This window comes from Nocardioides endophyticus, from assembly GCF_039543845.1.
Classification (GTDB): Bacteria; Actinomycetota; Actinomycetes; order Propionibacteriales; family Nocardioidaceae; genus Nocardioides; species Nocardioides endophyticus.
Genome location: NZ_BAABKN010000027.1, coordinates 71,560 through 84,579, shown reverse-complemented (window position 1 = coordinate 84,579; position 13,020 = coordinate 71,560). Strand labels below are relative to the sequence as shown.

General features: G+C 71.5%; 7 protein-coding genes. 5 read left to right on the top strand and 2 right to left on the bottom strand.

The window, feature by feature from the left end; translation table 11 throughout:
• Positions 1 to 41: 41 nt before the first annotated feature.
• Entirely contained in the window at positions 42 to 2,693 is a 2,652-nt protein-coding gene (locus tag ABEA33_RS20955; RefSeq protein WP_345528946.1) for an exopolysaccharide biosynthesis polyprenyl glycosylphosphotransferase, read from the bottom strand.
• A gap of 294 nt (positions 2,694 to 2,987) precedes the next feature.
• Here ABEA33_RS20955 and ABEA33_RS20950 point away from each other — a divergent pair, with 294 nt between their 5' ends.
• The 4 genes from ABEA33_RS20950 to ABEA33_RS20935 all read left to right on the top strand — a co-directional run bounded on the left by ABEA33_RS20950 (position 2,988) and on the right by ABEA33_RS20935 (position 10,582).
• On the top strand, positions 2,988 to 4,826 hold the full coding sequence (locus tag ABEA33_RS20950; protein ID WP_345528945.1) for an AMP-dependent synthetase/ligase: 1,839 nt from the start codon (positions 2,988 to 2,990) through the stop codon (positions 4,824 to 4,826).
• 124 nt (positions 4,827 to 4,950) lie between these two features.
• A complete protein-coding gene (locus ABEA33_RS20945; RefSeq protein ID WP_345528943.1) occupies positions 4,951 to 5,628 on the top strand; it encodes a hypothetical protein in 678 nt (225 codons plus the stop codon).
• Positions 5,628 to 7,190 carry a DNA polymerase Y family protein gene (locus ABEA33_RS20940; RefSeq protein WP_345528941.1) on the top strand — a complete coding sequence of 521 codons (1,563 nt, stop codon included), beginning with the start codon at positions 5,628 to 5,630 and terminating at the stop codon, positions 7,188 to 7,190. The genes ABEA33_RS20945 and ABEA33_RS20940 overlap by 1 nt, the downstream gene beginning before the upstream one ends.
• Positions 7,190 to 10,582 carry an error-prone DNA polymerase gene (locus ABEA33_RS20935; protein ID WP_345528940.1) on the top strand — a complete coding sequence of 1,131 codons (3,393 nt, stop codon included), beginning with the start codon at positions 7,190 to 7,192 and terminating at the stop codon, positions 10,580 to 10,582. Before ABEA33_RS20940 ends, ABEA33_RS20935 begins: the two co-directional genes overlap by 1 nt.
• 142 nt (positions 10,583 to 10,724) lie before the next feature.
• Here ABEA33_RS20935 and ABEA33_RS20930 read toward each other — a convergent pair whose 3' ends face one another.
• Complete coding sequence (locus ABEA33_RS20930; protein WP_345528939.1) at positions 10,725 to 11,648, bottom strand: hypothetical protein; 924 nt, start codon at positions 11,646 to 11,648, stop codon at positions 10,725 to 10,727.
• Positions 11,649 to 11,779: 131 nt separating this feature from the next.
• Here ABEA33_RS20930 and hemW point away from each other — a divergent pair, with 131 nt between their 5' ends.
• Positions 11,780 to 13,006 carry a radical SAM family heme chaperone HemW gene (gene hemW / locus ABEA33_RS20925; protein ID WP_345528937.1) on the top strand — a complete coding sequence of 409 codons (1,227 nt, stop codon included), beginning with the start codon at positions 11,780 to 11,782 and terminating at the stop codon, positions 13,004 to 13,006.
• The last annotated feature ends 14 nt before the right edge of the window (positions 13,007 to 13,020 follow it).

The window sequence follows — 13,020 nt, the reverse complement described above, 5'->3', positions numbered from 1 at the left end:
TGACGACAGAGGGGAGCGTGAACGACCGCCCATCGGGGAGGTCAGTGCTCCCGCCCAGCAGGTACGGGCGCGGCGGTTGGCCCCCGCCGGCGACGCCGCGGAGTGGTGAGAGCCATCGGCTCGAGGGCCATGAGGACGTCGGCGGTGCCGCGGCCCCGGTGGTACTGACGCAGGGTGAGCCGGGCGACGTCGCGAGCGGAGGAGTTCACGTCGTGGTGGGCGGCGACGTGCTCCTGGGCGATGGCGCCCTCGCGGTCGGCGAGGGCGGGGTCGAGCAGGCGGTCGGCGATGCCGGCGGCGAGGGAGTCGACATCACCGATCTCGACGATCAGGCCGCCGCCGCGGGGCATCGACTCGGCCATGCCCTCGACGGCGGTGGCGACGACGCTGCGGCCCGAGGCCATCGCCTCGAGCGGGGCGACGGCCATGCCCTCCCAGTGGGACGGGGCGGCGATCACGTCGGCAGCGGCAAGCCAGGTGTCGACGTCGGAGCGGACGCCGACCAGGTCGACGTCGCCGCGACCCGCCGTACGCGCCTCCAGGACAGAGCGGTCCGGGCCGTCGCCGACGAGCACGAGGTGGGCGTCGGGGACGCGGTCGCGCACCCCGGGCCAGGCGTCGAGCAGGTCTTGCTGGCCCTTCTGCTCGGCAAGCCGACCGACGCAGACCACGGTGGGGACGTCAGCGAGGCCGAGCCGGCGGCGGGCGTGGCGGCGTTCTGTCCGGGCGGCCGGGGTGAAACGTTCGAGGTCGACACCGTTGGGCGAGATCGTCGTGGCGGTGGAGATGCCGACGGACTCGGCGACAGCGCGCTCGCTGCGGCTGACGCAGACCAGCTCGGTGGTCCAGCGCTGGGCGAAGCGTTCCCACGCGGTCGTCGCCCGCCTCATCGGCCCCGACACAGCCTGGAACGACCAGGCGTGCGGCTGGTAGATGGTCGGTACGACGCCGCGCAGCAGCAGCCGCCCGACCAGGCCGGCCTTCGCGCTGTGCAGGTGTACGACGTCGGGGCGGGTGTCGTTGACGACGCGTCGCAGCCGGCGGATCTCACGCACGACGCTCGGTCCTGGGCTGCGGGTGGCCTCCCACCGCACGACCTGCGCGCCGGAAGCGCGGACGGCCTCGGCCAGCCAACCGGTCGAGGGGCAGGCGACGGTCACGGTCCAGCCACGCGCGACCTGGTCGCGGACGTAGCCCATCAGCACGTTGGCGACGCCTTCGGTGGTCGGCATCGACACGTGCAGCACATGCGGCATCACGGGAGCCGCGGCGTCTGCCGGCGACGCGGGCGGGGGAGTGGCGGGCTCCTCCGGGCGGCGCAGCATCGGCGCCCGTGGGTCGGGCTGGTGGCGCACGATCGCGAGGACGGTGCGGCACATGATCTTGAGGTCGGTCCAGAGCGACCAGTTCTCGATGTAGTAGTTGTCGAAGCGCACCCGGGCGTCGATCGAGGTGTCGCCGCGCAGGTCGTGCACCTGCGCCCAGCCGGTCAGGCCGGTCTGCACGCGGTGCCGCTCGTCGTACCGCACCGTCGCCTTGGAGAACTCCCGCACGAAGAAGGGCCGCTCCGGTCGCGGGCCGACCAGGCTCATGTCACCGCGGAGCACGTTGACCAGCTGGGGCAGCTCGTCGAGGCTGGTCCGCCGCAGGAGCCGGCCCACCGGCCCGAGCCGGGCGTCGTGGTCGATCGACCACTGGGTGGCGCTCTCCGTCGTGTCCAGCGGCTTGAGCGAGCGGAACTTGAAGAGCGTGAACGGCCTGCCGGCGAGGCCGATCCGGGTCTGCTTGAAGATCACGCCAGGCCCGGTCTCGAGGCGTACGGCGAGGGCGCAGGCCAGCAGCACCGGTGACAGCAGCACCAGGGCGATGCCGGACAGGACGACGTCGAGGGCTCGCTTGGCGAGCATCGCGTGCGGCCGTAGCCCCCAGCGACGCAGGCGCATCACGGCGACGTCGCCGACGACCTCGGTGCGCCGGTGGTGGTCGAGGCCCATCATCTCGAAGAAGCGCGGCACCACGAAGACCTGGTGGTCGGCCTGCACGCACCGGCGTACGACGTCGATCATCGTGTCGTCGGGCGGCTCCGGGAAGGCGAAGATGACGTCGCCGACGCCGAGGGCCTCCATCGCCTGCTCGAGTCTGTCGGCCTCGCCGAGCAGCGGCACCGGGAGGTCGCGGGAGCTGAGGTCGGCAGAGGTGTCGATGATGCCGACGGGCCGCAGCCCGAGCTCGGTACGGTGCAGGAATGTGTTGGTCAGCCGCTGCCCGACAGCACCCGCGCCGACGATGATCACCGGGTGGGCGCTGCGGCCGCTGCGTCGCTGGTGGTGGACGACCGCATAGACGCTCGCGCGGAGCAGCACCATCAGGACCAGGGTGGTGCCGCCGAAGGCGGCGACCATCGTGATCGCGACGCCCGAGGTCAGGGCGCCCAGGGTGAGCGCGGCGACGCCGGCCGCCAGGGCGAGTCGGGGCAGCTCCTCGACGACGGACAGCACCAGGCGCGATCGGTGCAGGTCGGACCCGCGGCAGACGACCGCCGCAGCGAGGGCCGCGCCCGCCACGGCGAGCGGGCTGGCCGCGTCAGAAGCCAGCAGCAGAGCGGCGATGGCGACCGCGAGCGGGTCGACCACGGTCAGCGCCGGTCGGATGCTCTTCAGCCATGGAAGTACGTCGATCAGTCCTGCACGCACGGCTAGTCCCCCCGGAAAAGCTGGATGTGTGTGTGCCCGAGAGGCGTTGCCGCCCACGGGCAGAGTTCCCGGAAGGGGAGGTCCGAAACGTTCACCGGCAAGTCTGGTGACCTGGGGTGCAGGTCGGTCCTCTCGGGCTCGAGGGTGACCAGGTGTCGGGCCGCAGGCACCACAGTGAGATCTCGGTCCTGCACAGTCCCGGCCAGGAACTTCACCCTTGCTACCCGTGAGTTGGGTTAGTGATCTAGGTTACTCGTCAACCCAGTACCTCTCGGCCGCCCAGCAGGAGTGAGAATGACCGCCCAGGCCAGTCCCAGTCCATCGATCGACGCCAGCTTCGTCGACAACCTGACTCAGAACGTCGCGGTGCAGTTCCTCGACCGCGTCGCCGCGTCCGCCGACCACGAGGCCTACCGCTTCCCCCGCGGTGAGACCTGGGAGTCGGTCACCTGGCGCCAGGCGGGTGACATCGTCGAGCGCCTCGCCGCCGGCCTGCTCTCGCTCGGGATCGAGCCCGAGCAGCGCGTCGGCATCGCGTCGGCGACCCGCTACGAGTGGATCCTCGCCGACCTCGCGATCATGTGCGCCGCCGGTGCGACCACCACCGTCTACCCGACGACGAACGCCGAGGACACGACGTACATCCTCTCCGACGCGGAGTGCCGCGTCGTGTTCGCCGAGGACGACGAGCAGATCGCCAAGCTGGTCGCCAACAAGGCCGAGCTGCCGTACGTCGGCAAGGTGGTGACCTTCGACGGCAAGACCGACGGCGACTGGGTCATCGGCCTCGACGACCTCGCCAAGCTCGGCGACGCCTACCTCGCGGAGCATCCCGGCATCGTCGAGGAGACCGCGAAGGCGATCTCGCCCGATGCGCTCGCGACGCTGATCTACACCTCCGGCACCACCGGCCGGCCCAAGGGCGTGCGGCTGCTGCACCGCGCGTGGGTCTACGAGGGCACCGCGATCCAGGTGCAGAACATCCTCGACGAGAGCGACCTGCAGTTCCTGTGGCTGCCGATGGCCCACTCGTTCGGCAAGGTGCTGCTCTCCGCGCAGCTCGCCTGCGGCTTCGCGACCGCCATCGACGGTCGCTTCGACAAGATCGTGGAGAACCTCGGCGTCGTGAAGCCGACCTTCATGGGTGCCGCCCCGCGCATCTTCGAGAAGGCGCACGGTCGGATCGTCACCATGCAGGCCGCCGAGGGCGGGCTCAAGGAGAAGATCTTCCTCAAGGCGTTCGAGGTCGGCACCAAGGTCGACCGGCTCAAGCGCGAGGGCAAGTCGGTGCCGGCGCTGCTGAACCTGCAGCACGGCCTCTTCGACAAGCTGGTCTTCAGCAAGGTGCGCGAGCGCTTCGGTGGGCGAGTGCGGTTCTTCATCTCCGGCTCGGCCGCGCTCAACGCCGAGATCGCGGAGTGGTTCCACGCCGCGGGCATCCTCATCCTCGAGGGCTACGGCATGACCGAGAACGCCGCGGGCGCCACGGTCAACCACCCCGACGACTACAAGATCGGCACCGTCGGCCCCGCGCTGCCCGGCGCCGAGGTCAAGATCGGGGAGAACGACGAGGTGATGCTGCGTGGCCCGCACATCATGGCCGGCTACCACAACCTCCCCGAGGAGACGGCCGCGACGCTCACGTCCGACGGGTGGTTGCGCACCGGAGACAAGGGCAGCCTCGACGCCGACGGCTTCCTCACCATCACCGGCCGGATCAAGGACCTCTTCAAGACCTCCGGTGGCAAGTACGTCGCGCCGCCGGCGATCGAGTCGAAGTTCAAGGCGATCTGCCCCTACGTCAGCCAGTTCCTGGTGTTCGGCAGCGAGCGCAACTTCGTGGTCGCGCTGGTCACCCTCGACCCGGACGCCATGGCGGGCTGGGCGGAGGAGAACGGCATGAGCGGCTCGTCGTACACCGACATCGTGAAGTCGGACGCCGTGCACAAGATGATGGGCGACTACATCGAGGAGCTCAACGGCCGGCTCAACCGCTGGGAGACCATCAAGAAGTGGGAGATCCTCGACCACGACCTGACGATCGAGTCCGGTGAGCTCACGCCGTCCATGAAGGTCAAGCGCAACGTCGTCGAGGACAACAACAAGTCGCTGATCGACTCGTTCTACGGCTAGCGGGCGGCGGGTTTCCCCGGCTGCCCGGGGAAACCCGCCGACACGCCGTTGCAGCAACGGCGTGTCGGCGGGTTGTGGCTGGCAGCCCGATTGATTTGTTCGAACAAGTGTTCGATCATGGGGTGTGGTCGTTCGTGTCGATACCCCCGGAGCCGCCGTCCAGACGGTGGAGCAGCTGCGCACCCGGATGGCGCGGATGCAGGACGGTACGCCGTCGATGCCGCTGGCCACCCACCCGGCCCTCGCCGGGCTGGTGCAGCTGCGGGCGGGGGCCAGCTACTCCACCGACAGCGCGACGCTGGCGCTGGCGCTGCTGGCCGGTCCGTCGCGGGCAGGTGGCTGGTGCGCGGTGGTCGGGGTGGCCGACTTCGGGGCCGAGGCGGCCGTCGCGCTGGGGATCGACCTCGACCGCACGGTGCTGGTGCCCGACCCGGGGGAGCAGTGGCTGGAGGTCGCCGCCGCCCTGGTCGACGTCGCGACCATCGTCCTGGTCCGGCCCAGCGGCCGGGTCACTCCGTCGGCCGCCGAGAAGCTCGCAGCGAGGCTCCGCAAGCGCGGCGCTGCCCTGGTCGTCTGGGGTGAGTGGCCGCGCTGTGAGGTGCGGCTGACCGCGGCCGAGCCCACCTGGGCCGGGGTCGGCCACGGCCACGGCCATCTCCGCGCCCGACGGCTGGTCGTCGAGGCCAGAAGAGGTACGGCGCCGCCGCGCCGCGGGGCACTGTGGTTCCCGGCCGAGGACCAGTCCTACCGCTCGATCGAGTCGCCCCCCGCCGTCCCCGTCATCGAGTCCGGGGTCGCCTGATGCGCGTGATGGTCATCTGGTGCCCGGACTGGCCGGTGGTGGCGGCGCTGGCCGACGAGGGCCAGCCCACCCACCTCCCGGCGGCGGTCTTCCACGCCAACCTCGTGCAGGCCGGCAACGCGGCCGCCCGCGCCCTCGGCGTACGACGCGGGATGCGCCGTCGCGACGCACAGGCGCGCTGTCCCGAGCTCAAGGTCTACGCGGCGACGCCCGAGCGGGACGCCCGGAGGTTCGAGACGGTGCTGGCCGCGGTCGAGGAGCAGCACCCGGGGGTCGCCCCGCTGCGCCCCGGGATGGCCGCGCTGCGGGCACCCAAGCGGGTCAGCGGCGGCGAGCCGGCCGCCGCCGCGCTGCTCGCCGAGCGCCTGGTCGGGCTCGGGGTCTGGGACAGCCGGGTGGGCGTCGCCGACGAGCTGTTCACCGCCGAGCAGGCGGCCCGGCACGCCACCGAGCAGGACTGCCACGTCGTGGCACCGGGGCGGTCGATTGCGTTCCTGCGCGAGCTGCCGGTCGACGTGATCGAGGACCTCGATGCCATCAGCCTGCTCAAGCGCCTGGGCATCCGGAGCCTCGGTGAGCTCGCCGACCTGCCGGCCGCCGCCGTACGCGACCGGTTCGGCAGCAAGGTCGCGTGGGTGCACCGGGTGGTGGGCGGCGCCGGAGCCGTACCCCTCACCACCCGCACCCCGCCCCCCGAGCTGGCCCGGCACGTCGACTTCGAGCCGCCGCTCGACAACGCCGAGACGATCAGCTTCAGCGTCCGGCAGACCGCCGACCGGGTGGTCGCCGGCCTGGCCGCCCAGCAGCTGGTCTGCACCGAGGTGCGGATCGAGGCGTTCTGCGAGGGCTCGTCGTACGCAGGAGATATGGCTGGTCCCGCGTCCGCGAGGGACTGGCTGCACCCGCGCTGGTTCACCGCGGCCGACCTGGTCGACCGGCTGCACTGGCAGCTGCAGGGAGCAATGAGAAATATGGCTAGCCGGGCCGGTGAGATCAGGTCGCCGGTGAGCCGGGTGCTCTTCACGCCGGTGACCGTCGTCCCCGACGCGGTGCACGCCGACGGGCTCTGGGGCGGCACCGACGAACGCGTGCAGCGCGGCATCGCCCGGGTGCAGGGCATGCTCGGCCACGAGGCGGTGGTGGTGCCGGTGCTCCAGGGCGGTCGCGGCCCCGCCGATCGGCAGGCACTGGTGCCCTGGGGCGAACGCCCGACCGGGCTGCGACCGGCCGGCCACCCCTGGCCGGGCAGCATCCCGCCGCCCGCACCGGCCCGGGTCTTCGGCAGTCCGTGGCCCGCTGAGGTCGTCGGTCCGGGAGGCCGCCCGGTCGCTGTCGGTGAGCGAGGCGCGGTGCTCGGCGAGCCGACCCGCTTCCGGCCCGAGCCCCGCGGCGGGTGGCACCCCGTCGCGTCCTGGGCCGGACCGTGGGTGGTCGAGGAGCTCTGGTGGGAGAAGGGCACCCGCCGGGTCGCCCGCTTCCAGATGGTCGGCGTCGACGGCCGGGCCTGGCTGATGACCTGGGAAGCGCCTGGGTCCTGGTGGACCGAAGCTGCGTACGACTGATGGGCTGGAGCAATCCCTCGATCTCCTGGGGCGAGCTGGAGAAGCGGCTCTCCGGCCGGGTCGCCACGCCCCAGGACCCCGAGGCGCCGATCTCCCAGCGCAAGCGCAAGCGCGAGCGGGTCGAGGTGGAGCGGCCGACCGGCCCGGTCACGCCGTACGCCGAGCTGCACTGCCACTCCAACTTCAGCTTCCTCGACGGTGCCAGCGGACCCGACCACCTGGTGCTGGAGGCGCTCCGGCTCGGCCTGCACGCGCTGGCGATCACGGACCACGACGGGTTCTACGGCGCGCCGCTCTTTGCCGAGACAGCCCAGCTCCATGGAGGCATCCAGACCATCTACGGGGCAGAGCTCTCTCTCGGACTGCCCGGCCCGCAGGCCGGCGTCGCCGACCCCGCGGGCAGCCACCTGCTCGTGCTGGCCCGCGGTGTCGAGGGCTACCACCGGCTGGCCAGTGCGATCACCGACGCTCAGCTGCGAGGCGACGAGAAGGGTCGGCCGGTGTACGACGAGCGCGAGCTCGCCGAGCGCTCCGAGGGGCACTGGCTGGTGCTCACCGGCTGTCGCAAGGGCGCGGTCCGGCAGGCGCTTGCCATCGGTCCGTCGTACGCCGTGGCAGAGCTGGACCGGTTGACCGGGCTCTTCGGGCGCGAGCACGTCGTGGTCGAGCTGACCGACCGCGGGTTCCCGACCGACAGCCACGACAACGATCTGCTCGCCGCGATCGCCGCCGAGCGCGGGCTGCCGACCGTCGCGACCAACAACGTCCACCACGCCCGTCCCGACGGGCACCGCCTGGCCGGAGCGATGGCGGCGGTGCGGGCCCGGCGCAGCCTGGCCGAGATGGACGGCTGGCTGCCGGCGGCCGGTGCGGCCTGCCTGCGGTCGGGGGAGGAGATGGCGCAGCGGTTCGCCCGCTACCCGGGTGCCGTGGAGCGCACGGTGACGATCGCCGACGAGATCGCCTTCGACCTGCAGAAGGCCACGCCACGGCTGCCGAAGTCCGCCCCCGACGGCCACACGCCGACGACCTGGCTGCGCGAGCTGACCGAGCGCGGCTTCGCGCAGCGCTACGCCGGGACCGACCTCGAGGAGGAGGCGCGCGAGAAGGTCGAGCAGGAGCTGAAGGTGATCGGAGAGAAGGACTTCGCCGGCTACTTCGTGATCGTCCACGACATCGTCGAGTTCGCCCGCAGCAAGCGGATCCTCTGCCAGGGCAGGGGATCCGCAGCCAGCTCGGCGGTCTGCTACGCCCTCGGCATCACCGCGGTCGACCCCGTCTACTACAAGCTGCCCTTCGAGCGGTTCATCTCCCAGCACCGCGACGAGGAGCCCGACATCGACGTCGACTTCGACTCCGACCGGCGCGAGGAGGTGATCCAGTGGGTCTACGACAAGTACGGCCGCCACAACGCCGCGCAGGTCGCCAACGTCGTCGGCTATCGCCCCAAGATGGCGGTCCGCGACGCGGCCAAGGCGCTGGGCCACTCGCCGGGGCAGCAGGACGCCTGGTCGAAGCAGATCACCAGCTGGACGACGGTGGCGGCGGACGGCGAGCACGGCGTACCCGCTCCGGTGGTGGAGCTCGCCAACCAGTTCCTCGGGGCGCCTCGGCACCTCGGCATCCACTCCGGTGGGATGGTGCTCACCGAGCGGCCGATCGGCGAGGTGGTGCCGATCGAGCGGGCGCGGATGGAGAAGCGCACCGTGCTGCAGTGGGACAAGGACGCCTGCGAGTTCATGGGGCTGGTGAAGTTCGACCTGCTCGGGCTCGGGATGCTCGGCGCGCTCGACCACATGATGCGCATCGTCGAGGAGCACCTGGGGGAGCACTGGGAGCTGGAGACGATCCCCAAGGAGGAGCCGGCCGTCTACGACATGCTCTGCCGGGCCGACTCGATCGGCGTCTTCCAGGTGGAGAGCCGCGCCCAGATCGGCACCCTGCCCCGGCTGCAGCCGCGCGCCTTCTATGACCTGGCGATCGAGATCGCGCTGATCCGACCGGGTCCGATCCAGGGCGGCGCGGTGCATCCCTACGTACGCCGGGCGACCGGCCGCGAGGAGGTCACCTACGCGCACCCGTCGCTCGAGCCGGTGCTCGAACGCACCCTCGGCGTACCCCTCTTCCAGGAGCAGCTGATGGACATGGCGCGCGCCCTGGGCGACTGCACCCGCGACGAGGCAGACCTGCTGCGCCGGGCGATGGGCTCCAAGCGCGGGGTCGAGCGGATCGAGTCGATCAAGGAGAAGCTCTACACGGGCATGGCCGACAAGGGGCTGGTGGGCGCCGAGGCCGACGCGATCTACCTGAAGATCCTGTCCTTTGCGAACTTCGGCTTCGCCGAGAGCCACTCCCTGTCCTTCGCCAAGCTCGTCTACGCCAGCTCGTGGTGCAAGCTGCACTACCCGGCGGCGTTCCTGGCCGCGCTGCTGCGCAACCAGCCGATGGGGTTCTACTCACCGCAGTCGCTGGTGCACGACGCCCGCAGGCACGGCGTCGAGGTGCTGCGCCCGGACCTGTCCCTCTCGGGAGCGGTCGCCGACCTGGAGGGCGGCGGTGGACCCACCGGTCTCGATGCCTGCCTGCGCGACGGCGTACGCACCGAGTGGGTGCCGGGGACGCCCGACCCGACGCCGGAGCACCGACGCGACAGGGGGTACGCCGTACGCCTGGGTCTGGACTCGGTGCGCGGGATCGGCAAGGTGGTGGCCGAGCGGATCGTGGCGGCACGGGCGGAGCGGCCGTTCGCCGACCAGGTGGACCTGTCGCGTCGGGCCGGGCTCGATGCCCGCCAGCTGGAGGCGCTGGCGACGGCGGGGGTGTTCGGCGCTGGGTTTGTCGAGGGTGGCGGGTTGTCGCGACGGCAGGCGCTGTGGAACGCCGGCTGGACCGAGGGAGAGGAGCATCTCGAGGGGATCCGGGTCAGTACGGCGGCGCCGATGCTGCCCGACATGGACCTCGTCGAGACCACGATGGCCGACCTGTGGGCGACCGGGATCACCCCGGACATCCACCCGATCGCGCTGCTCCGTGACCACCTGCGGGCGGTGGGGATCAAGGCCGTCGGCGACACCGCGACTGCTGAGGCCGGGCGTCGGGTGCACGTCGCCGGTCTGGTGACCCACCGTCAGCGGCCGGGCACCGCCGGTGGCGTCACCTTCCTCAACCTCGAGGACGAGACCGGGATGCTCAACGTGATCTGCACGGTCGGGGTGTGGCGGCGCTACCGCTCGGTGGCGGCGAACTCGGCGGGGATGGTGATCCGGGGGATCCTCGAGCGCCAGGACGGCGTCACCAACCTGCTCGCCGACCGGCTCGCCCCGATCGAGGACGTGCACCCCGAGGCCGGGCGGGCGCTGCGGGCGCGGCACCGCTCACGCGACTTCCAGTAGATCGACATTGCCCGGCGCACAGCGGACGCACAGGCTGACGGGCTTTCATCGAACCATGCACGAAGGACTCGAAGACCACGATCTTCCCGGCTGGCCGCGTGTGATTCGGGTCGTCCGCCTCTCGGCTAGCTATAGGTGCTTGTCAGGCGGACGACCCGAGTACGCCGAGCGCGCGGAGATCTCGGGCGATCCGCTCGGGGTGCTCGCGCAGCTCCAGGGCGGTGCATCGGATCACCGTGACCCCGGTGGCGACGAGCTGCCGCTCCCGCTCGATGTCGGCGCTCCAGTGCTCCACCCGCATGTGGAACCCGCCATCGACCTCGAGCACGACTACCTGGCCGCCGGGCAGGCGCCACTCGGCGTCCGTGAACCGGAGACGGCCGGCTGAGTCGCGTCGCGGGGTCTGCCGCAGCGGCCGCGGGATCGCGAACGAGTCGCACATCGTGAGCACGTCCCGTTCCGTCGCCGACTGTGTGCCGGCCGCCAGGTCGCCCAGGAATCGGCGGAACGGCTTGGCCCGGCGCAGTGGCCGCATCCGCGTGATCCACCCGTCGAGCCGGTACGGCGTGGTGAGACCTTGCTGCACGCAGGCGGCGAGCAGTCCGTACGCCGACCGTGTCACCGGGTGGTAGCCAGCCCACAGGAGCGCCGTCGGCTCGACCCGCCAGGTCGGCAGCTGCAGCGATGAGGTCAGCAACGGGATCGGGCGTCGAGTCTCGACGAAGCGGATGCCGCTGATCGGTTCGAGGTTGTGCGACTTCTGGACGAGGACGGTGATCTCTTCGCGGTGCCAGCGTTCCAGGCCATGCTGCTCCAGCGCGGTCAGCCCGCCGAGCGCGCTGTAGGCACCGGCATGCAGCACTCCAGCCCACATCAGCTGGCGGCGGGTCAGCGGCCCGGTCGTCGTACCGAGGACGACGCTGCTGACCTCCTGCCAGCGGCGGGCACTGAGCTGTGCGTCGACGTAGTGGTTACCCAGACCGAGTCTGGACAGCTGTAGTCGATGCAGCATCCCGTCCTGCGCTTCGGCGAGCCGCAGCCATCGGGAAGGCGTCGTACCGGACATGCCTCGACCCTGACCGAAATGGCTCGGGAACGTCGTCGGTCGTCCACAGCACACGGGTCGTCCGCTTCACAAGCACCTATAGCTAGCGGAGAGGCGGACGACCCGAATCGCTCGAGTGCGAGGATGGCCGCATGCCGTCCGTGCTGCCCGTGGGTGATCCGGTCCCCGAGGACGGGGCGTTGCCGGCGAGCGCGCTGGCGGGGCTGGGCAGGCGGCCGTTCGGGTTCTACGTGCACGTGCCGTTCTGCACGGTGCGATGCGGCTACTGCGACTTCAACACCTACACCGCCGACGAGCTCGGGCCGGCGGGTGGTGCGCCGGGGGCGAGCCGGGCGACGTACGCCGAGGCCGCGATCGCAGAGGTACGCCGGGCCCGGGTCGCGCTCGGTGACGTCGACCTGCCGGTGAGCACGGTCTTCTTCGGCGGGGGTACGCCGACGCTGCTGAGCTCAGGAGACCTCGGTGCGATCGTGGCGTCGATCGCCGCGGAGTTCGGGCTCGCCGATGGCGCCGAGGTCACCACCGAGTCCAACCCGGACAGCGTGGCGCTCTGGGACCTGGAGGAGCTGCGCGGAGCGGGGTTCAACCGGATCTCGTTCGGCATGCAGTCCGCGGTGGACCACGTGCTGAAGGTCCTCGACCGCACTCACGACCCGTTGCGGGTCCCCGCGGTCGTCGACTGGGCCCGCCAGGCCGGGTTCGAGCAGGTCAGTCTCGACCTCATCTACGGCACCCCGGGGGAGTCCCTCTCGGACTGGGAGGTCAGCGTCGAGGCGGCGCTCGCCTGCCGACCCGACCACATCTCGGCGTACTCCCTCATCGTCGAGGACGGCACCGCCCTGGCCCGCCAGATCCGGCGCGGCGAGGTCGCGATGCCGGACGACGACGACCTGGCCGACAAGTACCTGCTGGTCGACGAGCGGCTCGGCGCCGCCGGGCTGGAGTGGTACGAGGTGTCCAACTGGGCCAGGGACGAGGCCAGCCGGTGCCGCCACAACGTCCTCTACTGGACCGGCGGCGACTGGTGGGGCGTCGGCCCGGGCGCGCACTCGCACGTCGGTGGCGTGCGGTGGTGGAACGTCAAGCACCCCGCGGCGTACGCCGAACGCCTCGCCAGAGGTGTGACGCCCGCGCACGCACGCGAGGTGCTCGACGACGAGAGTCGACGTGTGGAGCGGGTGCTGCTCGAGCTGCGGCTGCGCGACGGCCTGCCCGTCAGCGTCCTCGACGCGACCGGCCGCGCGCAGGTGGCCCGCCTCATGGAGGAGGGACTGGTGACTCTGCGGACCGAGCGACTGGTGCCGACGCAGCGCGGTCGCCTCCTCGCCGACGGTCTGGTGCGGGACCTGCTTCCGTAGGCCGCCACGCCCTA

What these genes read in the sequence shown, in the direction of transcription:
- ABEA33_RS20950 (WP_345528945.1), top strand. Translation starts at nt 2,988, where the DNA reads ATGACCGCCCAGGCCAGTCCCAGTCCATCGATCGACGCCAGCTTCGTC.
- ABEA33_RS20940 (WP_345528941.1), top strand. Translation starts at nt 5,628, where the DNA reads ATGCGCGTGATGGTCATCTGGTGCCCGGACTGGCCGGTGGTGGCGGCG.
- ABEA33_RS20935 (WP_345528940.1), top strand. Translation starts at nt 7,190, where the DNA reads ATGGGCTGGAGCAATCCCTCGATCTCCTGGGGCGAGCTGGAGAAGCGG.
- ABEA33_RS20930 (WP_345528939.1), bottom strand. Translation starts at nt 11,648, where the DNA reads ATGTCCGGTACGACGCCTTCCCGATGGCTGCGGCTCGCCGAAGCGCAG.
- hemW (WP_345528937.1), top strand. Translation starts at nt 11,780, where the DNA reads ATGCCGTCCGTGCTGCCCGTGGGTGATCCGGTCCCCGAGGACGGGGCG.